This window comes from Eisenbergiella sp. OF01-20 (genome assembly GCF_003478085.1).
Classification (GTDB): domain Bacteria; phylum Bacillota; class Clostridia; order Lachnospirales; family Lachnospiraceae; genus Eisenbergiella.
This window is the reverse complement of sequence record NZ_QUES01000009.1, coordinates 80,402-99,501: the sequence shown is the minus strand read 5'-3', so window position 1 is coordinate 99,501 and position 19,100 is coordinate 80,402. Positions and strand designations below refer to the sequence as shown.

General features: G+C 47.3%; 16 protein-coding genes. 14 read left to right on the top strand and 2 right to left on the bottom strand.

Annotation, left to right across the window (positions count from 1 at the left end):
• The first annotated feature begins 68 nt into the window (after positions 1-68).
• From DXA36_RS12890 to DXA36_RS12860, 7 genes are all read left to right on the top strand, one after another.
• The gene (locus tag DXA36_RS12890) at positions 69-959 is read left to right on the top strand and encodes a tocopherol cyclase family protein (RefSeq protein ID WP_118679790.1); all 891 of its coding nucleotides are present in this window, start codon (positions 69-71) and stop codon (positions 957-959) included.
• A gap of 358 nt (positions 960-1,317) precedes the next feature.
• Complete coding sequence (locus DXA36_RS12885) at positions 1,318-1,752, top strand: DUF523 domain-containing protein (protein WP_118679788.1); 435 nt, start codon at positions 1,318-1,320, stop codon at positions 1,750-1,752.
• 19 nt (positions 1,753-1,771) lie between these two features.
• Positions 1,772-2,488: a LytR/AlgR family response regulator transcription factor gene (locus tag DXA36_RS12880; RefSeq protein WP_118679786.1), complete on the top strand. Its 717-nt coding sequence runs from the start codon at positions 1,772-1,774 to the stop codon at positions 2,486-2,488.
• A gap of 8 nt (positions 2,489-2,496) precedes the next feature.
• Positions 2,497-3,618, top strand: a complete 1,122-nt coding sequence (locus DXA36_RS12875) for a sensor histidine kinase (protein ID WP_118679784.1) — start codon at positions 2,497-2,499, stop codon at positions 3,616-3,618.
• Positions 3,619-3,872: 254 nt separating this feature from the next.
• Positions 3,873-4,295, top strand: coding sequence for a hypothetical protein (locus tag DXA36_RS12870; protein WP_118679782.1), 423 nt, complete (start codon positions 3,873-3,875; stop codon positions 4,293-4,295).
• Complete coding sequence (locus DXA36_RS12865) at positions 4,276-5,052, top strand: ABC transporter ATP-binding protein (RefSeq protein ID WP_279221547.1); 777 nt, start codon at positions 4,276-4,278, stop codon at positions 5,050-5,052. The genes DXA36_RS12870 and DXA36_RS12865 overlap by 20 nt, the downstream gene beginning before the upstream one ends.
• Positions 5,046-7,091, top strand: coding sequence for an FtsX-like permease family protein (locus tag DXA36_RS12860; protein WP_118679780.1), 2,046 nt, complete (start codon positions 5,046-5,048; stop codon positions 7,089-7,091). The genes DXA36_RS12865 and DXA36_RS12860 overlap by 7 nt, the downstream gene beginning before the upstream one ends.
• Before the next feature lie 104 nt (positions 7,092-7,195).
• Here DXA36_RS12860 and DXA36_RS12855 read toward each other — a convergent pair whose 3' ends face one another.
• On the bottom strand, positions 7,196-8,191 hold the full coding sequence (locus tag DXA36_RS12855; protein ID WP_330425026.1) for a sulfatase-like hydrolase/transferase: 996 nt from the start codon (positions 8,189-8,191) through the stop codon (positions 7,196-7,198).
• A gap of 42 nt (positions 8,192-8,233) precedes the next feature.
• On the bottom strand, positions 8,234-8,665 hold the full coding sequence (locus DXA36_RS34015; protein WP_330425025.1) for a sulfatase-like hydrolase/transferase: 432 nt from the start codon (positions 8,663-8,665) through the stop codon (positions 8,234-8,236).
• Between the two features lie 381 nt (positions 8,666-9,046).
• Here DXA36_RS34015 and DXA36_RS12850 point away from each other — a divergent pair, with 381 nt between their 5' ends.
• From DXA36_RS12850 to DXA36_RS12820, 7 genes are all read left to right on the top strand, one after another.
• On the top strand, positions 9,047-10,516 hold the full coding sequence (locus tag DXA36_RS12850; RefSeq protein WP_118679961.1) for a sulfatase: 1,470 nt from the start codon (positions 9,047-9,049) through the stop codon (positions 10,514-10,516).
• Between the two features lie 427 nt (positions 10,517-10,943).
• Complete coding sequence (locus DXA36_RS12845) at positions 10,944-12,308, top strand: ABC transporter substrate-binding protein (protein WP_118679778.1); 1,365 nt, start codon at positions 10,944-10,946, stop codon at positions 12,306-12,308.
• Positions 12,309-12,399: 91 nt separating this feature from the next.
• The gene (locus tag DXA36_RS12840; protein WP_118679776.1) at positions 12,400-13,329 is read left to right on the top strand and encodes a carbohydrate ABC transporter permease; all 930 of its coding nucleotides are present in this window, start codon (positions 12,400-12,402) and stop codon (positions 13,327-13,329) included.
• On the top strand, positions 13,326-14,156 hold the full coding sequence (locus DXA36_RS12835; protein WP_118679774.1) for a carbohydrate ABC transporter permease: 831 nt from the start codon (positions 13,326-13,328) through the stop codon (positions 14,154-14,156). The genes DXA36_RS12840 and DXA36_RS12835 overlap by 4 nt, the downstream gene beginning before the upstream one ends.
• 55 nt (positions 14,157-14,211) lie before the next feature.
• Complete coding sequence (locus DXA36_RS12830; RefSeq protein WP_118679772.1) at positions 14,212-15,099, top strand: class II fructose-bisphosphate aldolase; 888 nt, start codon at positions 14,212-14,214, stop codon at positions 15,097-15,099.
• 70 nt (positions 15,100-15,169) lie between these two features.
• Positions 15,170-16,612, top strand: coding sequence for a sulfatase family protein (locus DXA36_RS12825; RefSeq protein WP_182479054.1), 1,443 nt, complete (start codon positions 15,170-15,172; stop codon positions 16,610-16,612).
• A 20-nt stretch (positions 16,613-16,632) separates the two neighbouring features.
• Positions 16,633-19,065 carry an alpha-mannosidase gene (locus DXA36_RS12820; protein ID WP_118679768.1) on the top strand — a complete coding sequence of 811 codons (2,433 nt, stop codon included), beginning with the start codon at positions 16,633-16,635 and terminating at the stop codon, positions 19,063-19,065.
• The last annotated feature ends 35 nt before the right edge of the window (positions 19,066-19,100 follow it).

The window sequence follows — 19,100 nt, the reverse complement described above, 5'->3', positions numbered from 1 at the left end:
CCATACATGCATAAAGTTCCTTCCGCCTGGGAATCCTGATCGGCAGGACTTATTATGCGGAGGTGCCTATGTACAGGAAAGGTTTTTTTAAGGGCTGGTATTATAAGCAGGAAAAAAGCGGCCGGGCGGTTGCTTTTATTCCTGCTTTTCATTTGGCAAAGGATGGGAAGGTTACGGCATCCATCCAGGTGATTACGGAGGAACGGGCCTGGAATTTTGATTTTCCCGGGGAGGCGGTGCGGCTGTCCGACAAGAGGGACACGATCCAGATTGGAAACAATTATTTTTCACCCAAAGGGTTTCGCGTGAACCTGACGGGAGAAAAGGACGGCAGGCCGGTAAAAATAGAAGGCAGGATCGCTTTCGGCAGCCTGACGCCTTTAAAGGGAGATATTATGGGGCCTTTCCGTTTTATCCCCTTTCTGCAGTGCCGCCATGGTGTGGTAAGCATGTGCCATAAGACAAAAGGCAGCCTGCTGGTGGATGGTGACAGCATCAATTTCCACGGAGGCAGAGGATATGTGGAAAAGGATTCGGGCTGTTCCTTCCCTTCCTACTATTTTTGGAGCCAGTGCGGCTGGTATGACCGGCAGGAATGCAGTGTTATGGTTTCCGTTGCCGACATCCCGCTGGCAGGCGCCCATTTCCCGGGTTGTATTGCCTTTGTGTATTTCGGCGGGAAGGAATACCGCCTGGCTACCTACCGGGGGGTGAAAATACTCCGGTTCGGGGAACGGGAGGTTCTGCTCAAGCAGGGGAACCTGCTTTTGTATCTCCGGGTACAGGGACATGGTGGACAGAAGCTGAAAGCGCCGGAAAAAGGAAGTATGGACCGCATGGTAAAGGAAAATCTGGTATGCAAGGTATGGTGCCGTTTCTGGAAGGACGGAAAGCTGCTGTTTGATCATGTGGGCACAGGGAGCGCGGAATTTATGGCCGGCAGTCCGGGATGCAGCTAAAATACAGGCGTCTTCCTTCTGGGTGCAGATAAAAAAGTTTGGCGTCCCGCGGCCCTGCTTCCCTGTGCGGCCTGCTGCCCTGCAAGGATTCCTGGAAGGGGCGTTATAAGCACGCCGGTCCTTAGGCTGCGTCCTTTGCAGCCTTAGTACCGCTGCGTGATTATCCGAGCGGAAGCGTCCCCTGGAAGGAACCTTGCAGGGCAGCTGGCCGCACAGGGAAGCAGGCCCGGGGGGACGCCAAACTTTTTTATCTGCACACCCTTCCTTCTGAAAATGTTGGACGAAACAGGCGGGGAAAGTTATAATAGGTAAAAGCGTCACCGTTCGGAAACGTACGTAAGCTATGGAGGTAATACCTATGAATATTCTTGTCAGCGCCTGCCTGCTGGGAGTAAACTGCCGGTATGACGGTACCGGCTGCCTGCTTCCGGTTTTGGAGGAATTAAAGAAAAAACATCACCTGATACCGGTATGCCCGGAAGCCTACGGAGGGCTGGCCACCCCGCGTCCGCCGGCAGAAATCCGGGAGGGAAAGGTGATTAACCGGAATGGGGAGGATGTAACGGCGCAGTATCGGAAAGGGGCCGGGGAGGCATGGAAGCTGGCCCGCTTTTTTGACTGCAAAGCGGCAATCCTCAAAGAACGCAGTCCTGCCTGCGGCAATGGCAGGATACATAACGGCAGGTTTGATGGCGGTATGACCGAGGGAAACGGTGTGCTGGCCCGGCTGCTGGCGGAAGAAGGGATTCCCGTGCTGGGGGAATCCGAGACGGAAAAAATACGGGCTTTATGAAAAAAGGGGATATGCCGGAATGATCAGCGTAGCTATATGTGATGATGAAATTGGCACCTGCTCGGAAATAGAAAACATGGTGACCTCTTATGGGGACAGCCATGGGCTGCAGATAGAAACAGAATGCTTTTACACCGGCGAAGAACTGTACCGCTGGCTGCAGGAACAGGGGCCGATTGATCTTATCTTTCTGGATATCCAGCTTTTAGCCCTGGACGGCGTACAGGTGGGCAGGCAGATCCGGGAACAGCTTGGCAATGAAAAAATAAGCATTGTCTATATCTCATCCAGAGAAACCTATGCCATGAGCCTTTTCCAGGTCAGGCCGCTGGACTTCCTGATTAAGCCGATAACAACAGAAAAGACCTTCGGCGTGCTGGATAAGTTTGTACGCCTGCATGGAGTAACGAAAAAGGAATTTTATTACAAGGCCGGAAAGACCACCTGCAGACTATACCTGGATGAAATCCGCTATTTTGCCTGCAACGGAAAAAAAGTAGAAATTTATACTGTTTCCGGGAGGCAGGAATATTACGGAACCATGCAGGAGGTCTGGAAACAGGCGGAAGGAAAAGGCTTTTGGATCATTCATAAATCCTATATCATAAACACGTCATTTGTTTCGGTATTCCACTATGATTCCGTGCAGATGACGGATGGTACGCATCTTCCTGTCAGCCAGAGATACCGGAAAGCCGTGAAAGAAAATCTGACCGTGAAATACCGGATGGAGTGAAATTAATTATGTGGGGAGAACCTATCTTTCTGTTATTGACAGAGGCGGCCCGTATCTATATTTATATGCGCTGCTGTCGTATGTGCATTGGCAGTTACAAAGTCCATAAAAGACCGGCGGCCGTTATTTTTGCCATGCTGTGGGGAATCGACTGTCTGATAGGCGCTTCCGTTTCCCCGAAGATGGCGGTGGAAGTGGCACCTTCTCTTTATTTTGTGGAAGTTCTGTTACTTTTCGGCGCTTCTTTTTTCTATCAGGGAACGGCGATAAGACGGATATTGACGGCGATTCTCCTTCCCATGGCATACGGGGTTGGAAAGTGGACTATAATTTTCACCCTTTTCAGGACTGTGAATGTGAATGAACGCCAGCTGCTTTTGGGCACGGTTGTTTCTGCGGCCGCCCTGGGTATCCTGGAAATCTGCATGGAGCGGTTCCGCAGGACAAGGCAGGAGCAGGAACGGGAATGGCTGGAGCAGGAAATCCGTATGTATGAGAACCAGTTCCAGGTGATACGGCAGTCCCAGCAGGCTGTGCGTTCCCTGAGGCATGATATGAAGCATCATATGAAAATGCTGGCGGATATGATAGGGAACGGAGAAAGGGACAACGCGCTTGCCTATCTTGCGTCCATGGGCGCATTTATGGACAAAGGGGAGGAATATGTCTCTTCCGGAAATGAGAGAACGGACAGCATTCTGAATTATATGATATCCCGTGCCAAATCGGCGGGTATTGCTGTGGAGTGGGACATACAGATTCCCGAGCAGTTGGACATGTCACCGTTTGACAGCAATGTAATCCTGAGCAACCTGTTTGAAAATGCATGTAACGCCGTTCAGGAGGTGAAGGATCCCCGCCTGTATATCAGGATGAAGTATGACCGCGGCATTTTGTGTATTACGATGCGCAACACGTATTCGGCATCAAAAGCAAAAGCAGCAGCATTGCCTTCGGGGGCTGCACCGGCGTGGACAGCAGCGTCGGAGGAGCACGGATATGGACTGAAGAATATCCGCCGGGTTGCCGGTAAATACCATGGGGAACTTACCGTCAATACAGAAGGGGATATGTTTGAAGCGAATGTTATCCTGTTCCTGCAGGAGTCTGATACCTCGTCAGCAGGCTGACAGGCACAGATATGAATTAGGAAAAAGAAGCCGGATGTTCAGAACCGGTCTTCTTTTTTTTTATATAAGGCTTCCCCCGGTAAAGTGGTATCCATGTTACATCTGTTATTTTTTCCCCGGAGACGTTCCGTTTTTCCCTTCAGCAGGGGGAACTGTTTTCCTGTGCTACTATAGTTACAGCATCGGCAGCCGGACAGGGGAGTAGCCCGGCCGGCTCCCGATGCGGAAGAAAACAATAACGGGAGGTATGTTTTATGAAGAACAGGAAATGGAAAAAACGGATAATCCTAACGTCGGGAGGGATTGCAGCAGCCCTTCTCTTATGTCTGCTTTTGCTCCCGTCCACAATCCGGATACGTTCGGATTCTTCCGGGGTAACCTTCGTCCGGGACGGGGAAAGAGTGACCGAGGTGGATATTAACGGGCCTTTCCCCTATGGTCTGGCGGTTTCTTCCCTTGTTGAGAAGGTGGTGCGGGACGATGAAGGCAAGGTGACGGAAGAAATACAAACCTATACAATGGAAGCCGGTTTTTCCCTGCGCCGCAGGACGAGTGTCAAAATTTATATAGAAGTACCGGAGAAAGGGGACCGGACTTATATCCTGAAATTTGCGGATGCGGATGTGACGATAACCAACGGAAAGGTGGTGGATCCGGATGATGGCGGACACAGATAACCCATTGCTTCAGGTGGTACAGGTGGAAAAATATTACGGTGACAGGGAAGCTGTGACAAAAGCGCTTGACCAGGTCAGCTTCGGGGTGGACAGAGGGGAGTTTATCGGCATAATGGGAGCCTCCGGATCCGGGAAAACCACTCTGCTTAACTGCATTTCCACCATTGATACGGTGAGTGCAGGACATATCCTGCTGGGAGGTACGGATATCACTACCCTTAACGAGGAGGAGACCGCTGCCTTCCGGCATGATCATCTGGGTTTTGTTTTTCAGGACTTTGAATTGCTGGACACTCTGACGCTGGAGGAAAACATAGCCCTTCCCCTGACGATCAGCGGGCTGTCGCCGCAGGTAATTGAGAAGCGCGTTCACGATATTGCAGACAGGCTGCAGATAGGCGGTGCGCGGAAAAAATTCCCCTTCCAGGTGTCGGGGGGCCAGAAGCAGCGGTGCGCATTTGCCCGCGCAGTAGTCTGCGGCCCGGACCTTATCATGGCGGATGAACCTACCGGTTCGCTGGATTCCGGTTCGGCCCGGATTCTGCTTGAGATCATCCAAAGGTTCCATGAAGAACGTGGGGCGACTATCCTTATGGTAACACATGATGCATACAGCGCCAGTTATGCGAATCGGATTCTGTTTCTGAAGGACGGGAGGCTTTTTCATGAAATACGGAAAGGGGGAAGGACGCGGGATTATTTTTACCGGGATATTCTGGAGGTTCTTTCTTTGACGGGAGGTGAAACGCTATGCTGAGAAAACTGTCTCTTCGTAATGCCAAAAGGCAGTTCCGGGAATATACGCTGTATTTTGTCACCCTTACCTTTACGGTATCCCTTATGTATGCGTACCAGACCCTGCTTTTTTCCGACAGCGTAAAGGCACTCTCCCGTTTGGAGATATTCCCCCTTATGATTGCGGCGGCGTCCATACTGATCGTTTTTATCATAGGGAAAATCATCAGTTACATGACCAATTATATGCTTAGAAAACGCAGCAGGGAATTCGGTATTTATATGCTCTCCGGGATACCCGGCAAGGCGGTGGGAACCCTGGTCTTTTACGAAAACACCTTGATTGGGACGTTGGCTTTTTTACCGGGGCTTCCTGCGGGAATGCTGCTGTCGCAGGTTCTGGAGGCGGTTCTGCTTCCCCTGTTCGGCCTGTCTTATATGCCGCATTTCCTTCTTTCGCTTCCCGCGGCAGGACTGACCTTCCTGTATTTTGCGGTGATGCTCCTGTATTCCCTTTTGAAAAATGGAAAATGGATCCGCCGGATTACGCTTTATGAATTGCTCCTGTTTGACCGGAAGAATGAAAAAAGCCTGTTGGCGGGGAGTAGTACATCTGCTGTCGCCGTATTTTTCCTATCTGCACTGCTGGGCGGTTCCGGTATCCTGCTCCTGTATTTCCAGCCTTTCGGAAGCGGGTATGACGTCCTGGTGGGAACGGTTTTCCTCGTCCTGTTCCTGTTCGGCTTTTTCCTATCGGTCCCCTCCTTTTTGTGCACGCAGCTTGGCGGGCGTATTTCCTGGAAATACAGGAAAGACAGACTGGTGCTGTTCCGGAACTTTACCGCCAAAATCCAATCGGCCGGTCTTGTCATGGGAATGCTGTCCGTTCTGTTCATGCTGGCGTTAACCTTTATGGGGACAGGAACCGTGGTGAGTATGATGATTACTAAAAAGATGGAACGGAGCGCATTTGATATCCTGATTCTGCACAACAAAGAGCTGAGGGATTTTACGGACTATGAAACCCTGCTCCGGCAAAGCGTCTCCATCCGGGCAGGCCTCTCCTACGGCATTTATACCGGTATGGGAAGGGAGCTGGCGCAAATCCGGGATGATTCCATGGCGCAGCTGGGCGGTACCGGCAGTTCTATATACGCGGAATTTCAAACGGACACCTGTATGAAACAAAGCGATTACAGCAGCCTGCGAAGGTTACTCGGCTATGACGCTGCGGAACTGGACCCGGCCTCCTGCTATATTCACTGTGTTCCCGGCCTGGCGAAAAGACTGGAAGCATATACACGGCAGGAGGAGAGGCCGTATTATGCCGGATATCCGTTTGCTGCGGACGGTGTGTTTACCGGGCCCTTCAGCCAGACGGAAGCGTATGGAAACGGGCTGGATTATATCATCATTGTACCCGATGATGCCGTCACCCGGATGACGGTCCTCTACAGCCTGTATGCGGCGGTAACCGAAGCCCCTCCCGATAACCGTTTTCTACAGAATATCACAAAGGAATGTCCGGGCCTTGTCCGTCTGGAAAGAAACCGGATGAAGTCCGTTCCCGGAAGCAATACCGCAACGGCTCTGACGGAGGATGCGGATTATTTTTCCGGCAAATGGGCGGAAAGGGAAAACATGAGCCATCTTTACGCGATGATTATCTGCCTGTTCTACCTTGCTCTCGTTCTGGAGGCCGCCGGCGCGGCAATCCTGGCAACACAGGTACTCGGCGACAGGGAAAAGAAATGGAAGCAGGAACGTATTTTGCGGCAGCTTGGTATGAGCCGCCGGCTTGCCGGCAGGCTGGGCAGGCGGCAGCTGTCACTGCTCTTTCTGCTGCCGGTGCTGCCGGCGCTTGTTGTCAGCAGCAGCTTCATATATGTGGGCGCGGTGAAAATACATGCGCAGGCTTTTCGGTTTCCGGTATTCGGGAATACGTTCTGGGTAATCTGTCCGCTCGCTGTTTCGTTTCTTTTATTTGCTCTGCTTTACGGTATTTATTATGCTGCGGCCTGTATCAGTTACCGGCAGGAACGGATAATAGAAAACGGGTGATGCTGGTTTGATAAAAAGGGGGAATACTGCAACGAAACAGTTGGGCACTATGATTTACTTCACAGAACGGGAAGCGGCTATTCACCGCTTCCCGTTGAATTTGATTACTTATTTATATCAGAAAAAATATGCGATAAGCATGGCTTTTGTTTCTTGCCTGGAATCAGCTGTGTGCCATCACTATAGTGTTCCTCTCGTCCGGCGAGTTCTTTGATAAGCAGACTGCGGAGCTCACGAATACGTTCCTGACAACCGGCATCGCGGATGGCATTATGTAGCTCGTTTGGATCCGTATCCAAATGAAAATACTGTTCCTGACCAGTATGGGTAAACCAGATATATTTATCATGCTCTGTGACAATAAAATGGTTTCCCATTCCCAAAGGGCTTTCTTCCCCGGTGTGTTCTCCGTGAATGTAATCTCTGATATGGCTTGTTTCACCGCACATGATGGGCACCAGGCTTTGTCCATCCAGGGAATCGGGAATGGGCAGCCCGGCTATATCAAGCAGGGTAGGCATAATGTCCCGCAGTTCAGCGAGTGCCGGAATGGATTGGTTTTTCCTGATGCGCAGGTTATTACCAGGATCATAAAATAGGATTGGAATGCCGCAGCTTCCCTCGTAAGGGCGGAATTTACGAAAAAGATTATGGTCGCCTAACATTTCTCCGTGGTCTGATACAAATACAAAGACGGTATTATGTAACTCGCGTCGCTCAAAAATTGCTTGGATCAGTCGTGCAATCTGGTGGTCAATATGGGTGATACTGCCATAGTAGGCCGCTTTTGCGCGTTTTATCGCCTGAGGCTGTACACAGCCCCGATCGGTGTTATAGACCAGCCCGTGTTCCTTTAAATCCTCTTTCGCAGCCCAGTCACCCATGAAAGGATCAGGCAGATCGGTATCCTTATACATGTCAAAATAGACCTGGGGAGGTGTGTAAGGCGGGTGGGGAGCCACAAAGGAGGTCATGAGAAAGAAAGGCTTTTGAGGGTCTTTCCTACGCAAAAAATCAATAGATTCACTTACGGTCCAATTGGTGTGATGATATTTTTCCTCGTAAATATAAGATCTGCACACCCAGGAGTTAACTTCCATGCCATCATCAATAATGTCGGTGTCAATTCCCTTTTCTTTTTTTTACCAATACAGATAATCATTACAGCCTTCAAAATTATCAAATACATTCTCTTTGTAAGAGCGTCCGTGATGCATATAACCGTCATTTAACACCACATTATGAAAACCCAAAAGATTGCGTGCAGGAGAAACATGCATTTTGCCAATACACTGCGTATGATAGCCGCCTGCATGAAATTCTCCCGGCAGGGTGCGGGCGTAGTCCCAGGTTACACCGTCCTGATAGCCGACCCGTCCGTGATGTTCCTGGGAAAGCCCGGTCAGCAGCGCTGCGCGGGCAGGAATACAGGATGGAACAGCGGAGTAAGCGTGCGTAAAAGCGCAACCCTCATGCTTCATCGTATCTAAAGTAGGTGTTTCAATGTGGGGATTCCCAAAAGCGTGCACACAGTCCCTTCGCATCTGATCAACGCAGATTAAAACAATATTCATTCTTTTTTCGCTCATAATAAATGTTATTGGCAGCAAAAGTCTGCACAATCTATCTCCTTAATAAAATAATATAAAATTGTTGAATTCTTCCAGGCCGGCAGGAAATTTTTCTTTTTTATCTTACTTCAGATTCAAATGGATGGGGATATTCAGTTACACGGATTCCTTTCCTGTTATATCAGTATCATATCATAGAAAAGCTAAAAAGTGAATAAATTTGAAAAATATTAGAATTATTATGATTTATATTGGCTTTTTGCTGGTAAAAAAAACATAATTATGATAAAGTTATGGATAATATTAGATGGTATTGGCAGCTCTGATACCCGTCATCACAGGGATCGGGTACATATCAGCCGGAGAATGAAAGGAGAGATCGTTTTGAAAATTTTATTTTTTGATATTGATACTTTGCGTGCAGACCATATGGGATGCTATGGATATGACAGAAATACGAGTCCGGTTATGGATAGTGTGGCAAAAGAAGGAGTCTGTTTTGATAATTATTATTGTCCCAATGCGCCTTGCCTTCCTTCCCGTGCTTCCCTGGTTTCCGGACAATATGGTATTCATAATGGAATTGTGGGACATGGCGGAACTACAGCGGATATGAGACTGCAGGGAGATACACGCCGGTTTACGGATTCCATATCTGATAATGGATTGTTTATGCAATTTCGTAAAGGTGGTTTTAATACGGTTTCTTTTTCCACTTTTGCAGAAAGACATTCTGCATGGTGGTTTAACTCTGGTTTTAATGAATGTTATAATGTGGGAGGGCACGGTGAAGAGTCCGCAGAAGAAATTACGCCATTGGTGCTGGATTGGCTGGAACGGCATAAGGAAAAAGATAACTGGATGCTTCATATCCACTACTGGGATCCTCATACACCGTATCGAACACCCGCCGACAGAAAAAACAGGTTTGACAAGGAAAAATTATCCGATAATTGGATTACAGAAGATATTTTTAAAGAACATTTACTTCATATAGGGCCTCATAGTGCGAATGAGGTTGCAATGTGGAACGATTCCGTCAACCCAAAATATCCCAAGCAACCGGGAAAATTGAGAAATTTGGATGAAGTGAAACAGTTGATAGATTTATATGATGATGGTGTGAAATACACAGATGAGAATATCGGTATGGTTTTAGATTATCTGAAAAAGAATAATCTGTATGGAGATGACCTTGCAATTATTATTACGGCAGACCATGGGGAAGATTTGGGTGAGTTTGGTGTCTATGCTGAGCATGGGATGGCGGATGAGCCGGTTTGCAGAATACCGTTGATTATTAAATGGCCCGGTATGGAAGGCGGCAGGCATGTGCAAGGATTTTATGATAATGTAGATTTACTTCCTACAATAACGGAGTTGCTCGGAACAGAAATTGCGGAAAACTACCAGTTTGATGGAAGATCGTTTGCGCCGGCTCTGTTGCGTGGGGAGGATTGCTCCAAGCCTTATGCGGTATTGACACAATGCGCACATGTCTGTCAAAGAAGCGTCAGATTTGAAAATTATATTTATATTCGTACTTTGCATGGTGGATACCATTTGCTGCCTGATGAGATGCTGTTTGATTTGGAGGAAGATCCACATGAACAGAATAATTTGGCTAAGGCCAGGCCGGAACTGTGTAACAAAGGTGCAAGGATGATTTTGAATTGGGTGGATGAAATGATGAAGACTTCTGCATTTGATGTGGATCCTTTGTGGACAGTTATCAGGGAAGGGGGGCCTTATCATTGTAAAGGCAGGCTGAAGCAATATGAGGAACGGTTAGCAGGCACTTCTAGGGAATTTGGTATTACAGAATTGGAAGAAAAGTATAAGGGATTTGATTAAAGGGAAAGGGACGGCAGATCAAAATTGCCGTCCCTTTCCTTTTTCCGGAATCGTTTTTCGGGTGGTTTACAAATAATTTGCCGATGGTTATTGGAGTGGATAAAGATGAACAAACATGAATTTGTAAGAAGCGAATAAGGAAGTTGAAAAATGCAAAAATAAAAAGATCGGCATGGTGTATGCGTGAAATGAAAAGAAAATTGTTAAAATATACAAATTACATAACTGATTTTCATGAAAAATAGACTATTGACAAAAATTATACAAGATAAAAAACGGTTAGTTCAAAAATAAATCAAAAATAATCAAATATTATTCAGAAAAGTTCTTGCAAAATCAATTATATGGTGATAATATGACACCAAGGACATGACGACAAACCTTAAATAAAAAGAAAGAGTGATAAGAAAAAGGAGGAAAAAAGTTTATGAGGAAGAGATTACTTGCAGTTTTACTTACTGCAGCAATGGCAGTTACCACGCTGGTGGGATGCGGCAGCAGTGAAAAAAATACGGAGAGTGCGGCATCCGCTGCAAATGGGGAGGCAAATTCTTCAGTGAGTGAGGAAGCAGCTCCTGCAGAGGATAATGCCGAGGTAGTAGAACTGGAGTTTTGGGGATGGTGGAGTTCTGAAACGCGGAAACCGCATATGCTCACCATGGTTGACAATTTTAATAAATCGCAGAGTAAATATCATGTTACATATGTAGATATCCCATGGGGGGATATTTTTACGAAGAATATTGCACAGATTGCTGCTGGTAATCCCTGTGATATTATAGCAAACGATTTAAGCGGCGTGCAGTTCCGTGCGGCGGAAGGCCAGGTAGAGTCCGTAAGTCCGTATCTGACAGACGATGTAAAAGGCGGATTTTACGATCAGTACATTGAGGCCTGTTCTGATGAAAACGGCGAGGTATATGCGTTGCCTTACAATGTGGATACCAGAGGTATCTTTTACAATAAAGCGCATTTTGAAGAAGCCGGCATCAATCCGGAGGATATTAAGACATGGAGCGATCTTGTGGATGCAGCCCGTAAGCTGGATGTGAAGAACGGCGATACATGGGACAGAATCGGCTTTCTTCCTGTTATTGGAAACGGCGGTGTGGATACATGGGTATTTAACATGAATAAGGGACGCGGCTGGTATGATCCGGAAACGTTGGAAGCGACTGTGAATACAGACGCCAACAAAGAAACGTTCAAGTGGATCAGAGACCAGATCGATTATTACGGACAGAGTACATATAATGAAATCAATGCGGCTGTGGCAAATGGTATGACAGATCCGTTTGCCTCCGGCAAGGTGTCCATGTGGGTACATACTTCCGCTTATCCGGCAGCGTTGGCGAATACGGCTCCTGATCTGGAGTATGGTGTGATTTCCCTGCCTGAGTTTAAGGAGGGCAACGGACACATGGTAAATGGCGACGGTTTCGTGCTGGAAATACCCAAAGGGGCAAAATGTCCGGAAGGATCCTATGAATTTATCAAGTACATTACCGGAAAAGAAAATCAGGAATATATGCAGCAAAATCTGAAAGATTTTTCCGCAAGAAATGATCTGGATCCTAACAGCGAATTTTTGTCAAACCCTGTAACCAAAGCTCTGGCAAAATGTCTGGAAGAAACTGCAACAAACGTAACCGTTAAAGAGATACAGGGCTATACATCTGTTGTAAACCCTCTGATTGAAGAAGGCACATTGGGACTGACTCCTACGGACAAAGCGCTTGACAATGCGCAGAAAGCACTGGAAGACTTTATTGCGAACAACAGCGGTAAATAACTTTTCCGGGAAGACACTATAAATTAGGAAATGAAGGGGTTCTTATATAGAAATGTATAGGGGCCCTTTTTCTTTAAGAAAGGAAGGCATTATGTTTGGTAAAATACTTTTGAAGCTGGGCATTAAAAAAAGGCAAAGCAGAGAAAATGTTTACGGCTACATTTTTATCCTGCCATGGATTATCGGTATGCTCGTATTCACATTGGGGCCTATGGTTTTTTCCTTTATTACAAGCTTCGCAGATTACAACATGATAAAGATTGACTTCATTGGCCCAGGTAACTATCTGCATATGCTGACGCGGGATCAGCTGTTCTGGAAATCCCTGAAAAACACCGCGGTTTATGCGGTGATGAACATCCCGTTAGTTACGGCCGGGGGTGTTATTGTTGCGGTAATTTTAAATAAATCCATTTTCGGGCTTCGGACATTCCGCACAATTTTTTACCTGCCATCCATAATGGTTGGTGTTGGAACTTATTTCCTCTGGATGCTGCTGTTAGATCCTGCCAACGGTATGGTGAATACTATGCTTGGGCTTATCGGTATCAAGGGTCCGGCGTGGCTGACCGATCCCAACTGGACAAAACCTGCCATCGTGCTGATGCATGTGTGGGGGCTGGGCGGACAGATGCTTCTTTATCTGGCAAGACTACAGAGCATACCCCAGGATTATTATGAAGCGGCCGCACTGGATGGTGCCACCGGATTAAAGCAGTTTACAAAGATCACCGTTCCCCTTTTATCACCGATTATTTTCTATAACCTGACCATCGGTATCATAGGTGCATTCCAGGTATTTCAGGAAGGCTACATTTTCTCCGGAGACGGTACGGGCAAACCGGCGGGATCGCTGCTGTTCTATAATCTGCATGTGTGGAATCAGGCATTTAAGAATTACGATACCGGATATGCCAATGCGATGTGCTGGTTCCTGTTTGCAATCGTTATGCTCATGACGGTGCTCAACCAGAAGGTATCCAAAAAATGGGTTTATTATGAAGGAGGGGATAACGAATGATTCGGAAACGTAAGATTGGAGACATTATCCTGTTTATTATTCTTTGCATCGGAGCACTCATCATTTTGTTCCCTATTGCATGGATGGTCAGTACGGCACTGAAATCCGCACCGGAAGTAGCGGCTTATCCGCCTACACTTCTGCCGGAAAAGCCGATGTTTGAAAATTTTGGGATCGCCTGGAGCAAAGCACCTTTCGGACGTTATATCACCAATACGCTGATGATCGTATTCTTTAACGTGATTGGGGCGGTATTTTCCAATTCCCTGATTGCATACGGGTTTGCGAAAATTAAATTCACGGGAAGAGAAACGCTGTTTAAAGTGGTTTTGGCAACTATGATGATCCCTGGATTTGTGACACTGGTCCCTACTTTTGTCATTATGTCAAAACTGCATTGGGTGAATACCTACCTGCCTCTGATTGTTCCGGTATTCTGCGGTAATGCGTTCCATATTTTTATGATGCGTCAGTTCTACCAGACCATTCCCAATGAGCTGTCTGAAGCGGCAAGAGTAGACGGAGCCGGACACTTTTACATATGGGGTAAGCTGATTATGCCGCTGACCAAACCAATTATGGCAACGGTTGCGCTGGTCAATTTCAAAAACGCCTGGGGCGACTTCCAGGGGCCTCTGCTTTATTTGAGCGATCCTAAGAAATATACCCTGCAGCTCGGGTTGCAGGTATTTAAAGGACAGGGCTATACGGAGTGGAACTACCTGATGGCAATTTCTTTCCTTTCCATGCTTCCTATCCTGCTGTTGTTCTTCTGTTTCCAGAATTACTTCATTGAAGGAATGAACGTGGGCGGGGCAGTGAAATAGGTGCGGTGTTTCGCATGAGGTATTAAAGTTTATCAGAAATTGTGGAGGGAATAAAATGGCAAATGTAGAGAATTTAACAAAATTATTGGAGGATGCGAAGAAAGGCCGGTATGCAGTAGGATCTTTTTCCGCAAGATACACGAAGCTGATCCAACCGATTATCTGCGCTGCAATGGAAACAAAATCACCAGTAATCGTGCAGCTTTCGGAAAAAGAAGTGATACGGCATAAGGTGGGAGTAAAAGAGTTTGCAGATGCGTTTTACCGGGTGGTAAAAGAGTTGAATCCCCAGGTGCCCCTTGCCCTGCATTTGGATCACACCAAAACACTGGATGTCATCAAAGAAGCGCTGGAAGCAGGATTTACCTCTGTCATGATAGATGCCTCGGAAATGGATTTTGCCGACAATGTAGCGGTGACAAAAGAAGTGGTGGAAATGGCAAAGCGCTATCATGCAACCGTTGAAGCGGAACTGGGCAAGATAGGCACAAACGATTTCGTAGAGACGGATACCGATGAAGAACTTTATACCGACCCAAAAGAAGCAAAAGAGTTTTGTCAGAAAACCGGTGTGGACTGTCTGGCGGTTTCCGTGGGCACAGCTCACGGTGTATATACGGTCCGCCGGCCCAAAGTCGATTATGTGCGCCTGGAGGAGATCAATACGCTGACAGAAGTTCCGCTGGTTCTACATGGCGGTTCCGGAGTGCCCAGTGAGATGGTGGTGAAAGCAGCACAGCTGCCTGAAGGCGGCGTAAGCAAGGTGAATATTGCCACCGATCTGGAGCTTGCGATGCTTGCCGTTGTCGGAAAAGAAGGCCATCTTACCGAGACAGAACTGAATGCCTATGATGAAGAAACCACTGTGAAATTCCAGAAAGCGGTACAGCTTCTGGTGGAAGATAAGATTATTAACTATCTGCAAAGTGCAAATAAAGCCTGACGATGAACGCTTCCCACACTACCGGATGAAGCTGGCGGTGTGGGGATTATTATATGAAGGGAAAGGCAGAATGGAAAAGCAAAAAAACATTATTTTATTTATGGCAGATGAACTACGGAGTGACTATGTGGGCTACAGCGGCAGCGGTAAGATTGAGACCCCTAATATCGATCGAATAGCAAAAGGCTGTGATTTTTCGTGCTGTCAGAGCAGCAATCCCATTTGTGCACCGGCCAGAACTTCCCTGATTACCGGAAGATATCCGCATCAAATCGGAACGCTCGCAATGTATGGGGATTTGAATGTGACAATTCCGACTTATATGCAAGTGCTGCAAAATCATGGGTATTATACGATGGGAGCTGGAAAGCTGCACTATTTAGCAACTTGGGCGTCAGGAACGCCGAGAGGGAAAATTTTAAATTTGGTGGAACTAAAAAAGGAGATAAAAAAATTCGGCTTTGATGAACTGTGGGAATCCGCAGGTAAACAGCTGATGCTGCGGAATTTCTGCGATTACGGAGAGTATCTGGAAGAAAAAAATCTCCTGGAACCTTATCTGGACTTTGTGGAAGAAAGTTTGGAGGGGGAAAAAGGAATTTTACATAAAGAAGAAGCTACACGTCCCTCCATTTTGCCGGAAAAGGATTATATAGATATGGTAACGGCAGAAAAATCTCTGGAAATGCTGAAAAACCGTCCGAAGGACAGACCGTTTTATCTGTTTACCTCCTTTTGCGGACCCCATATGCCCTTTGACCCGCCTGAGGATTGGATAAAGCGGGAGGTATATGAAGAAAATGATGATTTTATTGAAGACGTACCGTTAACTGTTGAACAGAAAAAAGGGCTTTGGAAAAAACGGCGTAATTACCGCGCTATGATTCGGCTGATCGATGTGCAGATAGGCAGAATTCTGGATTATCTGGAAGAAGAAGGAATTCTGGAGGAAACAGTGATTCTGTTTACGGCAGATCACGGGGAAATGCTGGGCGATCATAACCGGATGGGTAAAGCAGTTCCGTACAAGGAGGCCTGTACAGTGCCGCTGGCAGTCCGCCATCCGGATTACATAGAAGGGAAAAAATGCAGCAGTCCGGTTTCACTGGTGGATGTGGCGGCAACGATTCTGGATAGTGCAGGAATTCCGGTATCGGAGCTGGAGGGACAAAAACTTGCCTTTTCCAGTCAGATTCCGGCAAAATCGCTGTTGCCTATTCTGCGTAAGGAAACGGATCATATCAGGGAATACAGTTTTTCGGAATCCGGAAGGAACTGGCAGATGTTAGAAACAAAGGATTGGAAATACATATTTCACTGTGAGGAATCCGGGCCGGATGACCTGGTGGAAGAGCTTTATCATAAAAAAAACGATCCTGACGAGCAGCATAATCAGGCCAAAGAGCCGGAATATGCAAGGCTTTTGGAATGGTTCCGCAGACGCAGATCCTATGAACTGGATCATACCCTGCCTATTCAGACAGTGTGGGCGCCGTTACATCTGGAGAACTGAAACAGGTTAAGGAGAAGATGATGAAGAAGAAAACACTCTACATGATTGGAAATTCTCATATTGATCCGGTCTGGTTCTGGGACTGGGAAGAAGGGATGCAGGAGGTCAAGGCGACATTTTCTTCTGCGCTGGACAGATTGCGGGAATTTCCCGATGTGAAATTTACTGCCACTTCAGCTGCCTTTTTTGAATGGATTGAGGAAGTTGCACCGGAGATGTTTGAAGAAATCCGGCAGCGCGTCGGAGAAGGCCGTTTTGAACTGTCCGGCGGCTGGTTTATCGAACCGGATTGTATCCTTCCCTGCGGGGAGGCATTTGTGAGACAGGGGCTGTATGCCCAGTCCTATTTTAAAGAGAAGTTCGGAGTTATCTGCCGTACCGGCTCCAATGTAGACAGTTTCGGGCACAATCCCATGCTGCCCCAAATATTAAAGAAATCCGGCATGGAGGAATATGTTTTCATGCGCCCGCGCCTGGATACGCCGGTATTTGTTTGGGAGAGCATTGACGGCAGCCGCGTAAATGCCATCAGCCTGCCCAGCGAATATACTACCTGGTTTTTTGAAAAAACAAAGAACGCTGTTGAGCTTGCACAAGCTGCGGCGGATCGGGAGGAACTCTCAGAGATTCCCTGCTGTTTTGGGGTGGGCAATCACGGCGGCGGACCTACTATTGAGAACATAAAGAGTATTTTCAGACTGCGGGAAGAATATCCGGATACAGAGATGAAATTCAGCAGTTATCGGGAGTATTTTGACAGCCGGAATACAAAAGAAGCAGAAAAGCTGCCAGTAATGCAGGCTTTTTTCGATGGGGTGAATACCGGCTGCTATGTGATGGACGGACGGTTGAAAAAAAGCAACCGGACAGCGGAAGGGAGGCTGTTTACTGCGGACAGCGTGCTGGCCATGGAGAGCCTGTTTTTACAAAAGAATGTTCCCTCTCATAAGAAGGAAGAGATGAAGAAACTGTGGAAGACGCTTTTATTCAATCAGTTTCACGATACCTTGGGCGGTACAGCCATTAAGCCGGCAAGGGATGAAGCGATTTATCAGTTTTCCGGTGTCTGTGCGGAAGCCAAAAGACTCTGGACTGTGGCAATGGAGCATATGCTGCAGGAGATGGATACCACAGGGGAAGGCTTTCCGCTTCTGTTATTCAATCCCACGGGGAAGAACTACCATGGGGATGTGGCCGTGGAAGTCAACTGGTTTTGTAAGGACGGTCTGATTTTAAAAAATCCGGACGGTAAGGAGATTCCCTACCAGCGGGTGCATACCAGAGCAAAGGCGAGAAATTACAATGTGGGAGGAAGAAGAGGACTTATCTTTCAGGCACACATTCCGGCGCTGGGATTTGCCGTTTACCGTACTTTAGTAGGGGAATCGGCTCTTTGCGATGACAGCAGGGAAAGCGGCGGCGCTCCGCTTTCCGGCTGTGTACTGGAGAACACACATATCAGAGTTGTATTTGATGAAAGCGGCTGCCTGGTTTCACTTTTTGATAAAGAAACCGGATATGAGGCATTGAACGGAAAGGCATTTTTCCCTGTCTGGCTGGATGAACGGGATACCTGGGGACATGAACAGGAGGAACGGGAATTTAAAGACAGCGGGGAACGCCTTGCCTTTGAATCCTTGTATTTGGTGGAAGAAGGAAAATTCCGAAAGGTGGTGCGTGCCTGCTACCGGCTGGGAGGCAGTGTTTTAAAGCAGGATTATATTCTGTATCATGATGCTAAAGAGGTGGAAGTTGTAAACCGGTTGTATTGGGACAGAGAATGGCAGATGTTAAAATTGTGTTATCCTCTGGCCGGACAGACAGATGTCATTTATCGGGAAGCGGCGTATCAGACGGTCAGCAGTCCCATCGAGGACAGGATGGAGTACAGCATGCATCGTTTTGTGGATGTGACGGAGAAGGGGAAGGCGGGACTTTGCGTTGCTAATGACTGTAAATATGAGTTCCAGATGGACAATAATACATTGGAATTTCAGGTCGCCAGAAGTGCCATCTATGCCCAGGGCTGGAATATTGACTGGTACAATCCCATTGAAGGATATGAATATACGGATATCGGAAAACAGGAATTCACGTTTACCCTTTGCCCCCACGGAAGGGCACTGGCTGCAGGAGAAAGATACCGTCAGGCGGAAAAGACGGCGAAGAAGCTTTTGGTGCTTTCGGATAACCAGCATGAAGGAAAGCGGAGGGAGACTTTCTGGGGCGGCCTTGTGCTGGAAGAGGAAAACGTGGAGTTGGGATCGATAAAGGCGGCAGAGAAGGAAGGCGCCATGATCATCAGGCTGTTTGAAACCGAAGGGAAGGCTGTGAAGGGAGTCTTATTGCTGGCAGGGAAAAAAATGGACTATGAAATCAAGCCTTATGAGATTTTGACATTAAAAATAAAAATAGACGGCACATACAACGTGACCGATCTGCTGGAACGCTGACGAAACAGGCAATTTCTGCGGAAAAAGACTTTGGA

Bases quoted from the DNA above. Each gene is read 5' to 3' on its own strand.
- DXA36_RS12890 (WP_118679790.1), top strand. From the start codon at position 69: ATGTACAGGAAAGGTTTTTTTAAGGGCTGGTATTATAAGCAGGAAAAA.
- DXA36_RS12885 (WP_118679788.1), top strand. From the start codon at position 1,318: ATGAATATTCTTGTCAGCGCCTGCCTGCTGGGAGTAAACTGCCGGTAT.
- DXA36_RS12880 (WP_118679786.1), top strand. From the start codon at position 1,772: ATGATCAGCGTAGCTATATGTGATGATGAAATTGGCACCTGCTCGGAA.
- DXA36_RS12875 (WP_118679784.1), top strand. From the start codon at position 2,497: ATGTGGGGAGAACCTATCTTTCTGTTATTGACAGAGGCGGCCCGTATC.
- DXA36_RS12870 (WP_118679782.1), top strand. From the start codon at position 3,873: ATGAAGAACAGGAAATGGAAAAAACGGATAATCCTAACGTCGGGAGGG.
- DXA36_RS12865 (WP_279221547.1), top strand. From the start codon at position 4,276: ATGATGGCGGACACAGATAACCCATTGCTTCAGGTGGTACAGGTGGAA.
- DXA36_RS12860 (WP_118679780.1), top strand. From the start codon at position 5,046: ATGCTGAGAAAACTGTCTCTTCGTAATGCCAAAAGGCAGTTCCGGGAA.
- DXA36_RS12855 (WP_330425026.1), bottom strand. From the start codon at position 8,191: ATGGAAGTTAACTCCTGGGTGTGCAGATCTTATATTTACGAGGAAAAA.
- DXA36_RS34015 (WP_330425025.1), bottom strand. From the start codon at position 8,665: ATGAATATTGTTTTAATCTGCGTTGATCAGATGCGAAGGGACTGTGTG.
- DXA36_RS12845 (WP_118679778.1), top strand. From the start codon at position 10,944: ATGAGGAAGAGATTACTTGCAGTTTTACTTACTGCAGCAATGGCAGTT.
- DXA36_RS12840 (WP_118679776.1), top strand. From the start codon at position 12,400: ATGTTTGGTAAAATACTTTTGAAGCTGGGCATTAAAAAAAGGCAAAGC.
- DXA36_RS12835 (WP_118679774.1), top strand. From the start codon at position 13,326: ATGATTCGGAAACGTAAGATTGGAGACATTATCCTGTTTATTATTCTT.
- DXA36_RS12830 (WP_118679772.1), top strand. From the start codon at position 14,212: ATGGCAAATGTAGAGAATTTAACAAAATTATTGGAGGATGCGAAGAAA.
- DXA36_RS12825 (WP_182479054.1), top strand. From the start codon at position 15,170: ATGGAAAAGCAAAAAAACATTATTTTATTTATGGCAGATGAACTACGG.
- DXA36_RS12820 (WP_118679768.1), top strand. From the start codon at position 16,633: ATGAAGAAGAAAACACTCTACATGATTGGAAATTCTCATATTGATCCG.